The sequence below is a fragment of the Micromonospora sp. NPDC005087 genome (assembly GCF_042872965.1).
Classification (GTDB): Bacteria; Actinomycetota; Actinomycetes; order Mycobacteriales; family Micromonosporaceae; genus Micromonospora.
Genome location: NZ_JBIALB010000044.1, coordinates 1 through 17,398, shown reverse-complemented (window position 1 = coordinate 17,398; position 17,398 = coordinate 1). Strand labels below are relative to the sequence as shown.

At 67.4% G+C, this 17,398-nt stretch carries 20 protein-coding genes and 3 pseudogenes; 11 read left to right on the top strand and 12 right to left on the bottom strand.

Features of this window, described 5'->3' with window-relative positions; genetic code table 11:
* Positions 1 to 3 precede the first annotated feature (3 nt).
* The gene (locus ACFYPS_RS35760; protein ID WP_387330795.1) at positions 4 to 276 is read left to right on the top strand and encodes a TolB family protein; all 273 of its coding nucleotides are present in this window, start codon (positions 4 to 6) and stop codon (positions 274 to 276) included.
* A 14-nt stretch (positions 277 to 290) separates the two neighbouring features.
* Here ACFYPS_RS35760 and ACFYPS_RS35755 read toward each other — a convergent pair whose 3' ends face one another.
* The 5 genes from ACFYPS_RS35755 to ACFYPS_RS35735 form a co-directional block, all read right to left on the bottom strand.
* Positions 291 to 2,006, bottom strand: coding sequence for a hypothetical protein (locus ACFYPS_RS35755; RefSeq protein WP_354967730.1), 1,716 nt, complete (start codon positions 2,004 to 2,006; stop codon positions 291 to 293).
* Positions 2,007 to 2,224: 218 nt separating this feature from the next.
* On the bottom strand, positions 2,225 to 2,449 hold the full coding sequence (locus tag ACFYPS_RS35750) for a hypothetical protein (RefSeq protein WP_354967729.1): 225 nt from the start codon (positions 2,447 to 2,449) through the stop codon (positions 2,225 to 2,227).
* A 36-nt stretch (positions 2,450 to 2,485) separates the two neighbouring features.
* Complete coding sequence (locus ACFYPS_RS35745; RefSeq protein WP_354967728.1) at positions 2,486 to 2,758, bottom strand: helix-turn-helix domain-containing protein; 273 nt, start codon at positions 2,756 to 2,758, stop codon at positions 2,486 to 2,488.
* Between the two features lie 32 nt (positions 2,759 to 2,790).
* Positions 2,791 to 3,162, bottom strand: coding sequence for a type II toxin-antitoxin system RelE/ParE family toxin (locus tag ACFYPS_RS35740; RefSeq protein ID WP_354967727.1), 372 nt, complete (start codon positions 3,160 to 3,162; stop codon positions 2,791 to 2,793).
* 78 nt (positions 3,163 to 3,240) lie between these two features.
* Positions 3,241 to 3,525, bottom strand: a complete 285-nt coding sequence (locus ACFYPS_RS35735) for a metal-dependent hydrolase (protein WP_387330792.1) — start codon at positions 3,523 to 3,525, stop codon at positions 3,241 to 3,243.
* A gap of 1,126 nt (positions 3,526 to 4,651) precedes the next feature.
* On the opposite strand from ACFYPS_RS35735, the gene ACFYPS_RS35730 reads away from it, so the two are divergent.
* Complete coding sequence (locus tag ACFYPS_RS35730) at positions 4,652 to 4,804, top strand: hypothetical protein (RefSeq protein ID WP_387330784.1); 153 nt, start codon at positions 4,652 to 4,654, stop codon at positions 4,802 to 4,804.
* A gap of 201 nt (positions 4,805 to 5,005) precedes the next feature.
* Here the strand turns inward: ACFYPS_RS35730 and ACFYPS_RS35725 are convergent, their stop codons facing one another.
* From ACFYPS_RS35725 to ACFYPS_RS35715, 3 genes are all read right to left on the bottom strand, one after another.
* On the bottom strand, positions 5,006 to 5,476 hold the full coding sequence (locus ACFYPS_RS35725; RefSeq protein ID WP_354967725.1) for a carboxymuconolactone decarboxylase family protein: 471 nt from the start codon (positions 5,474 to 5,476) through the stop codon (positions 5,006 to 5,008).
* Positions 5,477 to 6,012: 536 nt separating this feature from the next.
* A complete protein-coding gene (locus ACFYPS_RS35720; protein ID WP_354967724.1) occupies positions 6,013 to 6,615 on the bottom strand; it encodes an AfsR/SARP family transcriptional regulator in 603 nt (200 codons plus the stop codon).
* A 517-nt stretch (positions 6,616 to 7,132) separates the two neighbouring features.
* Positions 7,133 to 7,612: a nuclear transport factor 2 family protein gene (locus ACFYPS_RS35715; RefSeq protein ID WP_354967723.1), complete on the bottom strand. Its 480-nt coding sequence runs from the start codon at positions 7,610 to 7,612 to the stop codon at positions 7,133 to 7,135.
* Between the two features lie 232 nt (positions 7,613 to 7,844).
* On the opposite strand from ACFYPS_RS35715, the gene ACFYPS_RS35710 reads away from it, so the two are divergent.
* On the top strand, positions 7,845 to 8,264 hold the full coding sequence (locus ACFYPS_RS35710; protein WP_387330781.1) for a hypothetical protein: 420 nt from the start codon (positions 7,845 to 7,847) through the stop codon (positions 8,262 to 8,264).
* A complete protein-coding gene (locus ACFYPS_RS35705; protein ID WP_387330778.1) occupies positions 8,261 to 9,310 on the top strand; it encodes an IS3 family transposase in 1,050 nt (349 codons plus the stop codon). Before ACFYPS_RS35710 ends, ACFYPS_RS35705 begins: the two co-directional genes overlap by 4 nt.
* Positions 9,311 to 9,345: 35 nt before the next feature.
* Here the strand turns inward: ACFYPS_RS35705 and ACFYPS_RS35700 are convergent, their stop codons facing one another.
* On the bottom strand, positions 9,346 to 9,726 hold the full coding sequence (locus ACFYPS_RS35700; protein WP_387330775.1) for a winged helix-turn-helix transcriptional regulator: 381 nt from the start codon (positions 9,724 to 9,726) through the stop codon (positions 9,346 to 9,348).
* A 132-nt stretch (positions 9,727 to 9,858) separates the two neighbouring features.
* On the opposite strand from ACFYPS_RS35700, the gene ACFYPS_RS35695 reads away from it, so the two are divergent.
* Genes ACFYPS_RS35695 through ACFYPS_RS35680 form a run of 4 tightly spaced genes read left to right on the top strand, consistent with a single transcriptional unit; the run spans position 9,859 to position 12,718 of the window.
* Entirely contained in the window at positions 9,859 to 10,851 is a 993-nt protein-coding gene (locus ACFYPS_RS35695) for an NAD(P)H-dependent flavin oxidoreductase (protein ID WP_387330772.1), read from the top strand.
* Positions 10,852 to 10,868: 17 nt separating this feature from the next.
* Complete coding sequence (gene nadC / locus ACFYPS_RS35690; protein WP_387330769.1) at positions 10,869 to 11,804, top strand: carboxylating nicotinate-nucleotide diphosphorylase; 936 nt, start codon at positions 10,869 to 10,871, stop codon at positions 11,802 to 11,804.
* Positions 11,805 to 11,858: 54 nt separating this feature from the next.
* Positions 11,859 to 12,266 carry a nuclear transport factor 2 family protein gene (locus tag ACFYPS_RS35685; protein ID WP_387330766.1) on the top strand — a complete coding sequence of 136 codons (408 nt, stop codon included), beginning with the start codon at positions 11,859 to 11,861 and terminating at the stop codon, positions 12,264 to 12,266.
* Positions 12,267 to 12,283: 17 nt separating this feature from the next.
* On the top strand, positions 12,284 to 12,718 hold the full coding sequence (locus ACFYPS_RS35680) for a PaaI family thioesterase (protein WP_354967717.1): 435 nt from the start codon (positions 12,284 to 12,286) through the stop codon (positions 12,716 to 12,718).
* 6 nt (positions 12,719 to 12,724) lie between these two features.
* Here the strand turns inward: ACFYPS_RS35680 and ACFYPS_RS35675 are convergent, their stop codons facing one another.
* Both ACFYPS_RS35675 and ACFYPS_RS35670 read right to left on the bottom strand, forming a co-directional pair.
* On the bottom strand, positions 12,725 to 13,153 hold the full coding sequence (locus ACFYPS_RS35675; RefSeq protein ID WP_387330763.1) for a methyltransferase family protein: 429 nt from the start codon (positions 13,151 to 13,153) through the stop codon (positions 12,725 to 12,727).
* A 206-nt stretch (positions 13,154 to 13,359) separates the two neighbouring features.
* Positions 13,360 to 14,649, bottom strand: a complete 1,290-nt coding sequence (locus ACFYPS_RS35670; protein WP_387330760.1) for an NAD(P)/FAD-dependent oxidoreductase — start codon at positions 14,647 to 14,649, stop codon at positions 13,360 to 13,362.
* A 292-nt stretch (positions 14,650 to 14,941) separates the two neighbouring features.
* Between ACFYPS_RS35670 and ACFYPS_RS35665 the strand changes: the two are divergent.
* Positions 14,942 to 15,671: pseudogene (locus ACFYPS_RS35665) on the top strand (SDR family oxidoreductase).
* A gap of 183 nt (positions 15,672 to 15,854) precedes the next feature.
* On the opposite strand, the gene ACFYPS_RS35660 reads toward ACFYPS_RS35665, so the two are convergent.
* On the bottom strand, positions 15,855 to 16,139 hold the full coding sequence (locus tag ACFYPS_RS35660; RefSeq protein WP_387330789.1) for a GNAT family N-acetyltransferase: 285 nt from the start codon (positions 16,137 to 16,139) through the stop codon (positions 15,855 to 15,857).
* 332 nt (positions 16,140 to 16,471) lie between these two features.
* On the opposite strand from ACFYPS_RS35660, the pseudogene ACFYPS_RS35655 reads away from it, so the two are divergent.
* Both ACFYPS_RS35655 and ACFYPS_RS35650 read left to right on the top strand, forming a co-directional pair.
* Positions 16,472 to 16,756, top strand: a pseudogene (locus ACFYPS_RS35655) (transposase); the annotation flags it as partial.
* A 25-nt stretch (positions 16,757 to 16,781) separates the two neighbouring features.
* Positions 16,782 to 17,398: pseudogene (locus ACFYPS_RS35650) on the top strand (hypothetical protein); the annotation flags it as partial.

The following is a 17,398-nucleotide window of genomic DNA, read 5'->3' as shown; positions in this document are numbered from 1 at the left end:
GTGATGCGATGTCACAGGGGTGGATCTCCTCGCACGCCCTCACGGGTCAGAGTTTCAGCAGCTCAAGCCGCCTTCTCCAAGGTTGCCACAGAGGGGGTGACCGCGGGCAGCGAGGACGCCGATGACCCGACGTGGTCCCCGGATGGGAAGGCACTAGCGTACCCAAGCGGGTGTGAAATCTGGGTACAGCCGATCGCCGGTGGGGCCGCGACGAACATCACGAACACTCCGGGTGAGTGTGAGATTGCGCCCGCCTGGCGCCCTTCAGCGCCCTAGCCTCGGTCTTTCGCTCACCGCAGCGGTGTTCCGCGCTTCTCCCACGCCCGATTCATCAGTGCGTCGACGGCGCGGTCGGCCCGCGCGTCGTCGACACGAACGACCTTGCGGTAAGCCTCGCCCAGTTGACTGCTGAAGCTGTCGACCCAGGCCGCACATTCCACAGCTACGATGAAGATCATCGCGGCCAGTGCGTGGGTGCGGCCGGTGTACTGCGCTTCTTCATCTGCCTCGGCGTTGGCTTGAAGCGCGACGAGTGCACCACGCGCGACGTTCCAATTCGTCCTTGTCGACCCGTGCGCGAACTCGCCGAGGGCCCGGTTCAACAGGTTCAGGCGCTTCCAGCCAGCGCCCTCTATCCAGTCGCGAGGGGTGGACTTCGGGCTCGCTTCAATCCTGACAGCGCGATCCGGCCTCAGCCGCCAGGTGCGTGCTCGTGCCACCTGTTCGATCACGCACCGCAGGCAGCCCATGCCACGGTCGTCGTCTTCGAGCCACAGCCACTGTGCTGATCGCAGGCCAGATGCGCAGACCGCGAATGCGTCTGCCGCTGAGCGCTTTGCGGGGTCCTGACGCAGCCACAGGGCGAGCATCGCTGCCATCTCGCCAGCCAGCACAGCCTCGGTTGCAAGGTCCTGGATGCCCTTTTCATCAAACCGGTCACCACGCACCTCCCGCTCCATCTTCTGGGCGTGCTCGGCGAGTATGAGCGCCCGGAACCGCTGAGCGCCGAAGCTCAGGACCGGCCACAGTTCCGATGGCGCATCGGGGCGCTGACCGGCGCGCAGCGCGGAGACCACACGCCGGTGTTCGGAGGCGGTCGCACCGAGCACGCCCTCGACGCCCCGGAAGTGATCCGGCAGCAGAGGGAACAGGAAGGCTCGAAGGTCGGGCACCCAGCTTCGGGCTGGCGAGACGAGCCGAACCATGTTGACCATCTGGGCCCGATAGCCCCAGCCCCTTGCTTCGGCAACGGTCGCGAGGCACCTGCGGATGTGGCTGAGGCTGACCACCAGTGAATCGCTGATGGTGTCGAGGAGCCTGACGTGTTCGCTCGAAGGGGTATCGGTGACGTCGGCGATATCAAGCCACACGAGCGGCATCAGCCGGCCGCGTCCATGCAGCAGCTCGCTGACATCAGCGAACAGATCGCCCACCGGGGTTGCGACTCCGTCTGGCCAGACCACCGGCGCGCTCCACAGCCGGTTGAGCCAGGCGACGGTGGTCTCGCCCGACTCCTGGCGGATCAGGCTGTTGAATTCGAGATTCGACGACCAGCGCTCCAGTTGGGTCCGGGCGATAATGCTCGCACCGACCGGCTGCAGACTCATCATCAGACGCACCGCCGCGGCGATGCTGTCCAGCCCCCACGCCAGGTGGTCTTCCCAGGCCGGGCCTGAATGAATGGGCGCACGCCCTGGGTGCGCCCCCAGTTCTTCAGCAGCCAGCGCCAACGGCAGGTAGCTCGCAAGCAGCGGCAGGCCGATGCATTGCATCGTGTGACCGACCTCGGCCATACGTTCCATGCGCTGGTTGTGCCGCGAGATCAATGCCTCGGCAACGCCGTCGTGACCACGGTCGTGCAGCGCGGCCTCGAAACCTGCAACGGTCGGTGGAACGCTACGTCCGCGCCGCTCAGCCCTGCCGCCAACCTTCAGCGACGCCCGTTGGGCGGCGCGGCGGGCCGCTCGCGGACGAACACGCTGCCGACCCCGTCCCTGGCTCACCACGACGATACACCCCACCGGGTTCCGGGCCGGCATCTCGTCAACCGCCGTCCGCGTCAAAACCATAGACAACAGTGGGTGTCTCACCAAGCCAATATCGCCACGTCGTGCCCGCCGGGCACCGCACACGACAAAGGGGCGCCGCCTGAGCAGCGCCCCTTTCGTTCTGCCTTCGCCCTGGGTCACTTCAGGGCAAGCCGCCCGCTGAGGGTAGGCCTCGCTCAGGCCGCGCGGTCGACGCCGATCGAGACAACCGTCTCGTCGCAGCGTGTGCACCGCAGGCCGTACCGGTCGGTGACCTCGGCGCTACCGACCAACATCGTGGGGTGCTCGGCGTGCCCACGCTCGGCGGCGAGCCGGTTCAGCCGTCGCCAGAATGGCGTGCTGCCGAACGTGCTGGCCGGCTCAATGAGCGGGGCCGAGGGCTCCGCGCGTTGCCGCTGCATCCCTCGGCACCCCCTTTTGTCAGCCGTCGTGGTGGTTCAGCTCAAAGCGAGCCGTTCGCCCTCAAAGTCCGCGACGATCTCGAGCTTCCCGCCGAGGGCAGACACGTACCGCTCGATCGTGCCGACCTCGGCCGCCGGCAGCTCGCCCTTCTCGATCGCGGCAACCCGGGGCTGCGAGACGTGCATCCGCGCGGCGACATCCTGCTGCGTGAGGCCGCGGCTCTCACGCATCTCCTTGAGGCGGTACGCACGCACCTCGTTGCGCATCTGCTCGGCGAGCTCGTCGACCTTCGCCTCGTCGAGGTTCATGCGGGAGCGCACTTCCTGCCAACTACGTGCCATCAGCTTGGTCCTTTCAGCTCTCGCAGGTGTTCGGCGAACAGTCGGTCGGCTTCCAGAATGCTGGTCTCGTACCAACCCTTCCAGTTGCCGGATTTGTCGCCTGCCACCAGCAGGATGACTTCCCGCTGAGGGTCGAAGGCGAACAGGATGCGGATCTCGGTCTTTCCTGCCGAGCCCGGCCGCAGCTCCTTCATGTTCTTGTAGTCGGAGTTCTTGACGCGGTCGACGAGGGGACGCCCCAGTGTGGGACCCTCCTCGCTGAGGACCTTGATGGCCGCGGCCACCTGGTGCGCAGAATCCGGATCGTCCTTTTCCAGGCGGATCAGCCAGTCCTCAACCCCATCACTGAGGTTGATCTGCCAGCCGCTCACAGGGCCACTATAGCGCACGTATCACTCCTGCGTTATAACGATCGCTTTCCTCGGAATGCGACACACGGATCGTCTTCATCACATCGCCAGCGCATACGCGCATCCGGCGCCTGCGAGGAACAGCAGCGCAACAGCCACCCGCTCCCCCATCCCGCCGGTGGTGAACCGGATGGCGCGAGGGCTGCCGACGCTGCGCCAGCGGCAGCCGCGGATGCGCAGCGGCCACCACAGCGGCGAGCCGCTGCGAGTGAGCGAGTCACCCAGGGAGTGGGTGAAGGTGCCCAGGCCAGCGGCCGCCCCGACCCACCACCACGAACCGCCGGGCACCAGGGCGTCGACGCAGATCAGCGCCAGGCCGGTCAGCAGCAGCGAGCCGAGGGTGGCGGCGAAGCGGTGCGCGCCGCGGCCGAGCCGCCGGAATCACACGACTCGTGCTCAGAGGGTTGGCGCTGACGGCGCTGGCCCTCGGCGCATGGGCCGCTGCCGACTCGGCGGACCCTGGAACCGCCCGAGCCAACGACCGCCCTCCACCGGTAGTCACGGGTCTACTCGGTGGCGTCGGCGAGACGCTGGACGCGCTGCTTCCGAACGCCCCGCTGCGCGACGCGATCACGCCAGGGCCCAGGCCGAAACCGCAGCTGCTCAACCCGGACCGGCCGAGACAGGAACGCCCGCTGCTGCTGGACCGCCCCGACGCGAGGCCGGAACCGCGGCCACAGCCGCACCCCGGGCCGAAGCCGGCCGAGGTGCTGAAGCCGGCACCCGTTGCGAACGGCGGCACACCCAAACCCGCGCGTCGCACCGTCGATGGCGCGGGGTCTGTCGTACTCCGCGTCGGGCCACAACTGGACCCCGTCGTGGAGGCGCTGCTCGCGCTGCCGCTCATCGACCCCGTCGACGACCTTTGTTGGCACACGGCCACGCTGCCCGGCAGCGTCGTCGAGCCCGGTCTGACGGACGCGCTCACGCCGATACTCACGCCCCTGGGCCTCGGCGAGAGCTCGATCGTCTCCGTCCCTGCTGCGCCGCCCCGCGCCGCGCCGGCAACCGCCGTTGCGCGAGCCCCCACCGGCGCCACGCCCGACAGGCGTGCAGCGGTTGAGGAACGCGCCGCCGGCCATACGCGAGCGGGCACGCCAGCGCGCGTGCCTTACAACGAGCGCCCCAGCACGACCGTCTCACCCGACCCTCTGCCGCCCCGACCCACGGCGGCGCCACGAGTGGAGTCGGGCGGGGCGCACACGCCGCCCGGCTGGGTCGGCGCGGGCGCCCCGGTGGTCGCGCCCGAGGCCGCCGCTCTGCCGGCCGTCAGTACGCCCCAGGACGGTGAGACCCGGTGGAGGCCCCGACCGGCAACCCGACCCGCGTAACTCCTCCTCCGGCCGCTTCGCGCGGCCCATGCCGCCGCGCACCCCGATGGCGCGACGGCGGGGAGGTGCTGCGCACCTCCAACCCGGTCACCCCTTGGTTGGAGAACAAGAAGATGAGGATGCGGACCACCACGAAGCTCTGGATCACCGGCACCCTGAGCTGGACGTTCGCGCTCAGCCTGTTCGCCTTCACGCTGGGGACAATGGTCGCCGGCAAGGTAGCTCCACCCGGGGCGTACAGCCTGATCTCCGCTAGACCATCCGCGCCGTGACCGGCCTGGCCAACGACCGCGCCGCCTCCCGATGAAACCCAACCCAACACCCATCACAAGTGATCTCCAGGTCGTAAGGGCAAAGGTCCTCCTGCAGAGTCTTCGGCGAAATCGCGCTCACGAAGCTGGACAGCCAGCCCGCTGCCAGCTTTCCGCTCTGTCCGGAGGTGTTGCTGCGCCCCGTCCGACCCCAGCCCAGCGCTACCCGCGGCGGCTCGGCATGAGCCGGGCAGAGACGGCGATGCGGTTCCAGGCGTTGATGACGGTGGCCGCCATGATCAGATTCCCGACCTCGTCGTCGCTGAATGCCGCCCTGGCGGCCTCGAAGACTTCGTCCGGCACGTGGCCCTCATGCAGCGACGTAACAGCTTCGGTGAGGGCTAGTGCTGCCCGTTCCCGCTCGGTGAAGAAGGGCGCTTCACGCCATGCGTCCAGCACATACAGGCGCTGCTCCGTCTCCCCGAGTCGCCGCGCCGCCGCGGAGTGCATATCGAGGCAGTAGGCGCAGCCGTTCACCTGAGACGCACGCATCTGCACGAGAAGAAGGATCTCCGGCTCGATGCCGGCCTTCCGCGCCGACGTCTCGACCGTTTGGGCGAACGCTCGCATCGAGGCGTACCCGTCGGGCGCGATCGAACTCAGGTTCAGGCGTGGCGTCGGGGATGTCGACATTGGTTCCTCTCCCTTGTTATCGGTTACGTCCTTGTATCGAGCAAGCAGGCAGCAACGTCGTTCTGACGGACGGCCAAGGCAGTTCACGGAAACGAGATCGGCCGGCACATAGCGCCCGAACATCATGGCCGGTGATGCGAATGATGTGGTCCAGCAGCGTGGGCGAGGTGGCCTCGACCGTCTTATCTACCGGCACCCAGGCGGCGCGGGCGAAGATCGCCCGGACGCACGTGTTGTCACCTTCGTGGCACCGTTCCTCTAGCATGGTGCCCAGCGCGAGACATCGGTCGCGTCAACCGGAGGCAGCGGTGCGACATCAACAGCAGGGCTGGCAAAAGTTTCACGTCGCGCTCCCATCGCATTGACCGATGGGCCGATGTCTCCGGCGCAATCGGGTCGTACATACCCGGGTACGGCATCTGCTCCTAGCCAAGATCGTGGTGGCATGGATTTTTCGCACCAATCGCCCGGAAGGCCATCTGGTGGTGTGGACACCGCGCCAACTGCCCGACGAGCTACGCACCGTTGGCAAGCTTCTAGCGTTCGACTCGACCTGGCGCGCCGTCGACGCCCCACCCGAAGGCGAGCCATCGCCCCGTGCGGACGAGTTGTTCGTCCGCGCGCAGCACAGCCTCGTGGAGGCGCTGGAGGTTCGGGCCCGGCTGCACGCCGAGCTGTTCCATGAGCAGCGACCGCGCGCAACGGAAGGCGTGCAGCGCCTCGGCCTGCCGTCCGGCCCGGTAAAGCGCCAACATCAGCAGGGCGTGAAAACCTTCGCGGTAGGGGTGCGCGGCCGCGAGCCCTGCCAGCTCGGCAGTCAGCTCAGAGTGACGGCCCAGGTCGAGATCGAGCTGGATCCGCCTTTCCAGCGCAACCAGGCGCCGCTCCTCGATGCGCTCCCCAGCAGCCTGCAGGTACGGGGTCGGCAGCCCGTCGAGCGCGGGTCCGCGCCCGAGCGCTAAGGCGTCGTTGAGGGTGCTGCTGGCCTCGACCAGCCGGCCGTCTGCCGCTAGTGCGTCAGCGCGGGCTAGATCCTTGTCTAACCGATGGAGGTCGAGCTGCCCGTCGGACAAGACGATGAGGTAGCCCGACCCTTTCGTGGCGATCAGATCGGCGCCCAGGCCAGCCTCGCGTAGCACGCGGCGCAGACCCGATACTCGGTTCTGTACCTGAAACCGGGCACTAGACGGCGGGTTTCGCCCCAAGCTGCGTCAACGAGCTGGTCCATCGGAGCCACCCGGTTGGCCTGCAAGAGCAGCGCCGCGAGGACACAGCGGCTGCGCGTGCCTGCGATGGCCACCTCGCCCAGGTCGGTGCGTACCTCGAGAGGACCGAGAAGCCGGAACTGGGTAGGCCGCCCAGCCCTTGGAGGGTCGGTCAGCATCTTGGTGCGCACATAGCGCGGACGATAACGAGTGTCCACACACTCAACACGATATGCCGAGTCATTCTCACTGCCTTCTTTCTGGTCGAACCCACCGCTGTAGGTGGCCACTGTTACCGGTTGGACCGGTGCGTTCCGGCCGCCGGTCAGTCGCGGTGGCGGGACGTCGAGCCGGGACCGTGACGCCGGTGTGGCAAAGGTCGCGCGCGGCTCGCGTCCTATATAGATCGTCCGAACGCGGTGCCGTGCTGTGCTGACCGTCATGGCCACCGTCACTCCCGCCCCTGCGAGTAGGCAGGCCCGCTATCCGCGGCATCACCCTTGTGGCGTTCAGGATCCCCTACGCTGGTAGCCGACTGGTCCAGCGCGGCGGCCCACCGGGCGGTGTCCGTGACCTGCCGGAGGCCGGACACTCGGCCGTCGAGGACCGTCCACACATGGGCGAACCACGCCTCGAACACGCGACCAGTGCCGCGCGCGACACCGCGGTAGGTGCCCAGGGTCACGACTGTGCCAGTCCCGACCTGCAGGTGCTCCTCCGGTACCGCGACCACGTCGAAGTGACGGTACGTTTCCACCCATATCCGCGACAGCCACTCCTGCGGTCCGTAGGCCACCCGCCCGCCAACATGCGGCAGACCCGGACACGTGAGCCCCACGCACGCCGGATGCAACAAGCCGACAGCGGCATCCGTGTCCCGCCGCCGCAGCGCGTCGTACAACTGCTCCACGAGCATCCCAGCCAACAGCATGACCCGGCCCCTCCAGGATCTGCACCTAGCTGCTTTGGTATTCGAAGCAGCCGCCTCGATGGTAATGCGTCGGAAAACGAAGCGCAAGATGCGAAAGGAGTGGCCGGACGCCACCGTGCGGCGCCGTTTGGTCACACCACACGGTGCCGCACGTCCACCGGTGAGCAGACGGCAAGCACCCGAGAACGTCATCCACCGGGCGAGGGCTGACCGGGAGGATCGAGGAACCAAGGTGTCACAACGCGAGCGGCTGATCGACTACTGGGACGACCGGGCTGCAAGTTACGAGCAGAAGATGGCCTCTCGAAAGCGCCTCGGCCGACAGGCCGGCCTCGGCGCCGTAGGCGGCGGCCGCGGCCTCCCCAATCGCTTTGCCGACCAGGAACTGGCGCGGGGCCAGGGCGACGAACCGGATCCCGAGCTTGCGGGCGTGGGCGGCGCGCCGGAGGTAGCCGGCCAGGAACATCTGCATCCGCTTGGCGCCCGCGTAGCGCGGGATAAGGAGATCTGGCGGCTGCGTCAGCGGGTCGAGCGTCTGGAAGCGGACCTGGGCAAGGCCAGGACGGTGATCGACGTGCAGGGAAAACTCTCCGCGCTGCTGGGTCAACTCGCGACCGACAGCCCGCCGACCGGGAGCGAGCCCACCTCATGACCGCGTTGGTCGATGACGCGATCGCGGAGCTGGAGCCGTTGATCGGGACCAGGGCGGCGTGCCGCGCGACCGGCCGTGCGCAGGCCAACCACTATCGCTGGCACCGGCAGTCGCCCAAGCCGACGGTAACGGCACGGCGTGCACGCCGGCCGTCGCCACGAGCACTCGACCAGCGTGAGCGCGACAGCGTGCGAGCGCTGCTCAACAGCCCCGGCTTCGTCGACAAGGCGCCCGCGGCGGTCTATCACGAGCTGCTCGGCGAGGGTGTCTACCTTTGTTCGGTGTCGAGCATGTACCGGATCCTGCGCGCCCATGGCGAGGTGAGGGAACGCCGCGCGCAGGCGGCGCATCCAGCGCGGGTGAAACCGGAACTGCTTGCCACGAAACCGAATCAGGTCTGGTCGTGGGACATCACGAAGCTGCACGGCTCGGTGAAATGGTCGTACCACTACCTGTATGTGATCATCGACATCTATTCACGGTACGTGGTCGGCTGGATGATCGCCGAACGGGAATCGGCGGCGCTGGCGGAGAAGTTCCTCGCCGACACGGTCGTCAAGCAGGACGTGGACCGCGACACGTTGACCATCCACGCCGACAACGGCTCCTCGATGGCATCCAAACCGGTCGCGTTCCTCCTCGCCGACCTCGGTGTCACGAAAACGCACTCCAGACCGCATGTCAGTAACGACAATCCGTACTCCGAAGCGCAGTTCAAGACGTCGAAGTACCGGCCCGACTTCCCGCAGCGCTTCGGCAGCCTGCAAGACGCCCGCACGTTCTGCAAGACGTTCATGGCCTGGTACAACGACGAATACCGGCGCAGCGGGATCGGCTACCACACACCCTCAGACGTCCACCATAGACAAGCCGGCGACGTCCGCGAAGCCCGCGCCGAGGTCCTGGCCGCGGCCTGCACCCGCAACCCCGAACGGTTCGTGCGTAAACATCCCGAACCACCCGCGCTACCCGAACCCGCCTCGATCAACCAGCCACCCGCGCAGGAGACCAGCACCGAGCACCAGCCTCCATCAAAAATATCTTGAAAACGCCGCCTCAAAAATCTTGACACGTTCCGTCGTTAGAACGTGTCCGTCGTGCGTTTCAGGTCCTGGTCGGCGGACGAAGGGGCATCGGCGAACTCGGCAGCCCAGCGGTTGGACCAGCGAACAAGAGGGCGCAGGGCCTGGTAGGCGCCCTGGCCTAGCGCAGACAGGGCGTAGCTTGTGTCGGGCAACTGTTCGACAAGACGGGCGTCGAGCAGTTCGGCGAGCCGCTGCCGCAGGACGCTGGAGGACATGTTGTCGCAGCGTTGCTGCAGGGCGCGGAAGCCGAGTGCGCCCGCGCGCAGCTCCCACACGATGCGCAGGCTCCACCGCCGCCCGAAAAGGTCGAGCGCGGCCATCAAGGGACGACCGGTGCTGGATCCACGGACCTTGTGACCCGGCTTTGGCGTCGTCATGTGAGCCCTGCCACTCCTTGTCTCACCTTGCGCTTCGTTTTCCGACACACTACCGTCAAGACGCCTGCTTCGAAGATCAAAGCGCCAGTATCGGTGTTGGAGGTTGAACATGAGCCTGCTAGCAACGCCACTATGCCAGAAGCTGGGCATCGACGTTCCCACCTTCAGGCGCCGATCGGCTCTGCGGCCACGCCTGAGCTCGCTGCGGCAGTCGCCGATGCCGGCGGGCTCGGGATGTTGGCGCTGACCGGGCTCACCGAGGCGGAGGCGGTGGATTGGGTGCGCCGAGTCAGACAGGCCACCAACCGGCCGTTCGGAGTGAACTTCGTCCTGGACTTCCCGATCACTGACACGTTGGCGGCATGTCTGGACGAGGGGGTCCCTGTCGTCTCCACCTTCTGGGGCGACCCGGCGACCGTCACCGGGCGCATCCACCCCGCCGGGGCGCTGCACCTGCATGTGGTGGGAAGTGTGGAGGAGGCCAGTCGGGCAGTCGACGCGGGTGTGGACATCGTCGTCGCACAGGGCTGGGAAGCCGGGGGCCATGTACGAGGCCAGGTCACGACGCTGGCGTTGGTGCCCGCGGTGGTGGACGCGGTGGACCCGGTACCCGTTATCGCTGCCGGCGGGATCGGCGACGGGCGGGGGTTGGCTGCTGTCCTGGCCCTTGGCGCGCAGGCGGGCCGGCTGGGGACACGGTTCCTCACCGCCGTCGAAGCGCTGACGCACGACATCCATCGTCGGCGAGTGATCGAAGCCGCCGCACAGGACGCGGTATACACCCGGTGCTTCGACGACAGATGGCCAAACGCCCCGCACCGCGCTATCCGGAACTCCACCCTGTCGCAATGGGAGGCCGCCGGCTCGCCCACGGCTCCACGCCGGCCCGGTGAAAACGAGATGGTAGCCACGGATACCAGTGGCCGTACCCGTCTGCGGTATGGGGTCGGGATGCCGTTGGCGGGGATGACCGGTGACACGGAGGCCATGCCCCTCTACGCCGGCCAGTCCGCCGGCCTGATTCGCGAGATCGCACCCGCCGCGCAGATCGTCACCGCGATAGCGATCCAAGCTGGCCAGATCATCGAAGCGTTGCGCCAGCGCCCGTCGACGACGGCCCGCTAGCACGAAAGGAAGACCAGGTGTTGAAAGCAACGTGCGCCACCAGCACCACGCCGGCATATGGTCCACCAAATTTCCCGACCGCGAGCGGTGAGGACGCCGTGCGTCGCGCCCTCGCTGAAGACGCCACCGCCGACGACATGACCACTCGATGGAGTGTCCCTCGCGGCACCTGGGCCCAGGCGCGGATTATCACCCGAGAGGCTGGCATCCTCGCTGGACTACCAGTCGTCACCGAGGTCTACCGCCAGGTAGACCCCGACGTGACAGTCACGACGGCCGTCGATGAGATGGCGAGCGTACGGGCCGGCGATGTTCTCGTCAGACTCGACGGCCCGGCACGCAGCATCATCACCGGCGAGCGAACAGCCCTGAACTTTCTGCAGCGCCTGTCCGGCATCGCCACCATGGCCCGTCACTTCGTCGATGCCGTGGGCGGCGTGCCGGCTCGCATCCTCGACACCCGCAAGACCGCCCCAGGCCTACGGACCCTCGACAAATATGCGGTCACTGCCGGAGGAGCGAGCAACCATCGCCTAAACCTCTCCGCGATGGTCCTACTCAAAGAAAACCACATCGAGGCAGCCGGCGGGATCACCGCCGCGATCGATGCCATCAGGGCAGGCATGACCGCCGAGGCGCGCCGCGTCACCGTCGAAGTGGAGGTCCGCAACGTCGCCGAGGCCGAGGAGGCTCTCCGAGCCGGCGCAGATTGGATCATGCTCGACAACATGTCCCAGCATGACATCGCACACGTGGTCGCCCTGCGCGACAGGAGTGACCACCTGCACGTGAAACTGGAGGCCTCCGGCACCGTCACCATCGCGACCGTGCGCCGCATCGCGCAAACCGGCGTGGATGCCATCTCGATCGGAGCACTGACCCACAGTGTCCATGCTCTCGACCTGAGCCTACTGATATCGCCGACGGCCGCTCCACCTACCCGGCTCGGCTGAGGATGGACTCACCACCAGCCAGACAAGGAGACAGACCATTGGGCGGGTGCCGAGGTGCCTTCGGTCGAACTCAAGGTCGTTGGGCAGATGTACCGGGCCCTTCGTGACCGCGACGCCGCCGCGATCGTGGCTCTTTTGCACGAGGACTGCGTCGTGCGGACCGCACCAGGCCTGCCGTTCGCCGGAGGCAGCACGACGCATGGCCCTGCCGAAGCGCTGGAACTCGTCTGGGCTGAGATTGATCGACACCTCTCGGTATGGCCGGATGTCGAGAGATGCATCCCGGATTCGGCCGGGACGGTCGTGGGCGTCGGCGTCTACCGTGGCGAAGCACGAGCTACCGGCCAGCGGTTCGAGGCCTGGTTCGCACATCAATGGATCCTCGACGACGGACGAATTGCCGGGCTCAGGCAAATCTCCGACACTGCTCAGTGGATCAGAGCGCCCGGATCGGCGCCGTGACACCCAGGAGGATCCCTGTGGAGGAGCTACTGGCGTTGGGACGTCGCATGCTGGCCGACCAGCCGTTCAGTTCGCTGATCGGCGCTAGTCTGAGCGAGTTGACGACCGGACATGCCGTCCTGCAAGTGCCGATCGTTGCCGGCCTGACACAGCAGGACGGTCACTTGCACGGGGGTGTGGTCAGCTATGCGGCGGACAACGCGTTGACGTTCGCCGGCGGCTCGGTGCTTGGCGCGGCTGTCCTGACGTCGGAGTTCAAGGTGAACTATCTGCGGCCGGCGCGTGGTGTCACCCTCGTCGCCCGCGCTCGGGCGGTTCACTGGACGCGGCGCCAGGCCGTGTGCGTTTGCGAGCTGTGGGCCGTTGACGATGCAGGCGTTGAGTCGCTGTGTGCCGTTGCGCAGGGAACGATCGTCAGGTCGACTAGAGCTGGCGGAGGGATCCACAGTTGAGTCTGCCTATGTGGGGCTGACGATGTCGTTGGCGCCGCGGCTCGTGTCGCCCGTCCATGGGTGCAGGCGTGGCAGCCAGGCCGGTACGGCCCACCGGTATTCCTCGTCGTCGGCTCCGAACCGGCGGACGAGTGACGGCTCCTCGTACCAGCGGATGAACGACGCCGTGGCGATCCAGAAGGCAGCCGCGTACAACAGGAGACTGATCCGGCCGAGTAGGAGTGTCTGACCGATGATGACAACCAGGAGCCCGACGTACATGGGGTTGCGAACGTATCGGTTGATTCCGTCGACCACCAGCCGTTCGGTGGGCGCCAGTGGCATCGGTGTGCCCCCTGCCAGGACGAACCGCGTGAACGCGTGTGCGGGCGGGATGAGCCCTGCGCAGATCAGCACGATTCCCACGAGTTGCGCGGCGATCCAATAGGGCGTCACTTCTTGCGTGTCCCAGCGGCGTGATGAGCCAGGGTCCCAGCCCGACGACGGTGCCCGGGACGGCTACGAAGAACGCCGCGCTGGTTAGTGCCGCCTTCGTCGTCTGCATGTCACGACTCCTCTTCGATGACGTCGATGCTCCGCGGGAGGGCAGAGGATCAGGTGTCCAGCATGTCTTTCGCCTGGGTCGTGTCCCTCCTTCAGACTCAGAGACCCCGGTACATGTTGTGGACAGCGGTTCGCGGGTGGTGACGCAGGGCAGCACTCGGTCGTTCGTGGAGCGTCGCGGCGGTGCGCGCTTCCGGCCTGAGTCCGAATGCTCCACCGGCTATGACTCGAAGCAGGTTCCCGGTGGACAAGAAGTCCTGGATTGGGACGGTGCCGGCGAACATCCCGAGGAACCGTTCGATCTGCCGCGGACGTCCGTGCAATGTCCGCAGAAGGAGCCGTTCCCGAAGGCTGGGCGGACCGTACCTCGCCAGTGCGGTGGTGAAGTCGTACAGGGGGATCGCCGCCGCGTCGCGCTGGGCGCCGTACGTCGCGAGCCTGTCGTTGGCGATCGCATCGGCAAGCAGTTCGGCGTCGCGGAGGGCATTGCTGATGCCATGAGCGGTGATGGGGTCCATGACAAGGCCGGCGTCGCCGACGAGCGCCCATCCCGGACCCTGTGGGACGCGGAGCGTGTTCGGTAGATCGGGTGTCGTCCGGATTCGCTCGACGCGGGTGCCTTCGCGGGCGAGCCAGCCGAGGTTGCCGCATCGGTCGAGGAGGCGGTAGAGGTTGCGCTCGACGTCCGCGCGATAGGCGCTAAAGCCTGCCAGGGGTGCAAACACGGCCAGGAGGAGGCGGTCGTCGTTTGTGGGAAAAGCGGCAGCGGCGACATCGGGACGCAGGTAGAAGCCGCCCGACGGTACTCTGACACCGGTGAAGTAGGCATAACTGGCGAAGCTCGCCGTCGGCCTCTCACGGTAGCGGCCGGCCCCGACGGCGTCGGCGATGGTGGAGTGTTTGCCGTCGGCGCCCACGACGAGCGGCGCCTTCTCGACCACGTCGGGACCGTTGCGCGCGCGACCGTAGATGCCTGTGATCCGGTCACCGTCTGATACGACGCCTGCGACGATGAAGCCTTCGCGGACCTCGGCTCCCGCATCGCGAGCCGCCTGCACGAGGATGGAGTCGAGAACGGTGCGGCGTGGGCTGATCAGCATGTCCACGCCCTCGTGCGCCGGGAAGCGGCCTTCCAGTACAGCCGCCGTCGTATCGAAACGGGCACGGCGGGTCGCCGGTGCGCCTGCCGCGAGGATCTTGTGGAGGAGACCCCAGCGGTGCAGGCGTGCCGTTCCCGCAACGTGCACCTGATGGGTGGAAATGGTGTCGCTGGGAAAGTGCGCCCGGTCCACGGCCAGCACGCGCAGGCCCTGGCGGGCCAGCAGCATAGCCGTGGCCGCGCCGGCGACCCGCGTGCCTACCACGATGACGTCCCATCTGCCTGTCATGCGCGTGCTCCTCCGACACAACTCATCCCTTGCCAACGACCGTTGGCCTACGCGTGTTGACCTTACTACCGCAGGGGTGATCGGCCTCCGACAGCGGCGGGAGTGTGCTGCGCTCCACATCGGCCTTTGCTTGCGCGGCCCGCGTTTGCCGGTGCGAATTGATGAGCCATTGAGGACCGGAGGTGACGACCGTCATGATCGGCGATCGACGGCCGACACGAGGCGCGGCGCCAACGACATCGCCGTGTCGAGGATCGTTGACCCGGACCCTGCTCGACGAATCGTTGGTCGCATGAGGCGAGTCACTATCGTTACCGGCGGATCGCGCGGCATCGGCACCGCCACCTGCCGTCGCCTGGCCACCGCTGGCCACGACGTCGCGGTCGGCTACCGCAGCGACCCGGCGGCCGCCGAGGTCGTCGTCGCGGACGTCCGCCCGGGCAAGTCCGCGGTGGCCATCGGCGTCGAGACCGCCGACGCCGGCTCGGTCCAGGCCCTATTCGACGGTACGGCGGCCGCGCTCGGACCGGTGACCGGCCTGGTGAACAACGCCGGGGTGGGCAGCCCGATCGGCGCGTTCGTCGACCTGGACGAGGCCGACCTGCGCCGGGTCGTGGACGTCAACGTGATCGGTGGCATCCTGCGCGCGGGAGACGGCCCGGCGGCTGGGACCGGGCGACGCCATCGTCAGCATCTCCTCCGCCGCCTCGATGCTGGGCAGCTCGGGGGAGTACGTGCATTACGTGGCGAGCAACGTGGTCGCCGACCCGCTCACCATCGGGCTGTCCAAAGAGCTCGGCCCGGCGGGGATCCGGATCAACACCGTCTCCCCGGGCATCATCTACATCGAGTTCCACGCCACGCACAGCGGTGAGCCCGGTCGGCCTGACCGGCTCGGATCGTAGGTGCTGCTCGGCCGGTCCGGGCAGCCCGACGAGGTCGCCGCCGTGATCGTGTGGCTGATGAGCGACGAAGCGTCCTATGTTTCGGGAACCAACCTGCGGGTGGCGGGCGGACGCTAGAAAGCGCTCGATCCCTGGTAGAGCCGACCCGTACCGCCGCCCATCCCCGCTCAGACAGGTCCTGCCCGACGAACCCGCCCGCTCGATGACGGCGCCCATGCTGATCCTCCAAGCTCTGGTCGGGAACCGCGAATCCAAGATGCGACGGTTGCGGTGGGCTCCAGCTGGCCTCCGGAGGAACTGTCAGGACGTGTGCATGAGGTCGGTGGGCGGTTGAGGTGTCCACCGCATCCTAATCCTGATGTTGTTCGCGCCGTGTCGGTCAACGTTCTGGAAGCCGAGCCGCCGGTAGAGGGCGCGCGCGCCGTGATTGATGTCTAGAACGTCCAGCACGACGGGTAGGCCGCGGCCGGCGGCCTCGCGCAGCAGCTGACCGATGAGCTGGCTGCCCATGCCGCGACCTTGGTAGCCGGGATGGATCTCGACGCGTTCCAGGTAGGTCTCAGTGGGACGGTGCTCGACGATCATCACGCTGGCGTCGTGGCCGTTGACGGTGACGATCCGGGTGCGGGTGGGGTCGAGCCGCGCTCGTGGAATGCGTACTGGGTTTGTTCGTTCCGGCCCAGATGGCCCCAAAATACGCGCACACCGCAGCGCGGTGGACGGTGTAACAGAATGGACTGTCCGTCGAAGCGGCTGGGCCAAGGCCGATGGTGTTCATGCCGCGGCGTTTGCGAGGCGTTCGAAGATATGACGGTTGACGAAGACGATGCCGGCGTGCACGAGCGCGCCGAGGCGGGGTGCCGTGACAGCGGGGCGGAGGTCCCAGGGCGGCTTCGCCCAAGCCCTACCCTCGTGAGTTCCGCGATCACGTCGTGCGGGTGGCCCGTGATCGTGATCCGGGCGTGACGGTCGAGCAGATCGCGAAGGACTTCGGAGTCCACCCGATGACGTTGTTCAAATGGCTGCGGCAGGCTGACGTTGACGCTGGAACCAAACCGGGTGTCAGCGGCAGCGAGTCAGCCGAGCTGCGCGAGGCCCGCAAGCGGATCAAGTTGCTGGAGCAGGAGAACGAGGTTCTGCGGCGGGCCGCTGCCTACTTGTCGCAGGCGAACCTGCCGGGGAAAGGCTCTACCCGCTCGTGAGCGAGCTGGCCGCCGACGAATTCCCGTGGCGGTGACGTGCCGGGTATTGAAGATCGCTCGTCAGCCCTACTACCGGTGGCTCGCCCGGCCCGTCGGCAACGCCGAACTCGTTGCCGCTTACCGCGCGAACGCCCTGGTGGACGCCCACCGCGATGACCCGGAGTTCGGGTACCGGTTCCTGGTCGATGAGGCCCGCACCGCCGGACAGGTGATGGCTGAGCGCACCGCGTGGAAGATCTGCTCGGATAATGGCTGGTGGAGTGCCTTCGGCAAGCGCAAGAGGCGCGGCAAGGGTGGCAAGGTCGGTCCGCCGGTGTATGACGACCTCGTGAAACGAGACTTCACCGCCGACGGGCCGAACCAGTTGTGGCTGGCCCCACGCCGCGCAGGCGCTGCAGATCCGCCGCCGCCGCCGCCTGGACCAGCCGAAACGCTTCACCACCGAAACCGTCTACGCCATCACCGACCTGCGCGTGCACCAAGCTACGCCCGCGCACCTGGCCGGCTGGGCCCGCAGCCACTGGTCGATCGAGAACAAGGTCCACTGGTGAGTCGGCCTGGGGCGCGGTGCCGGGATTACTCCCGGTCCGTTTCCCCAGGCCGCTCTCCGAACCCGGCGTGCCTGTCTCCAGGCACCGGGCT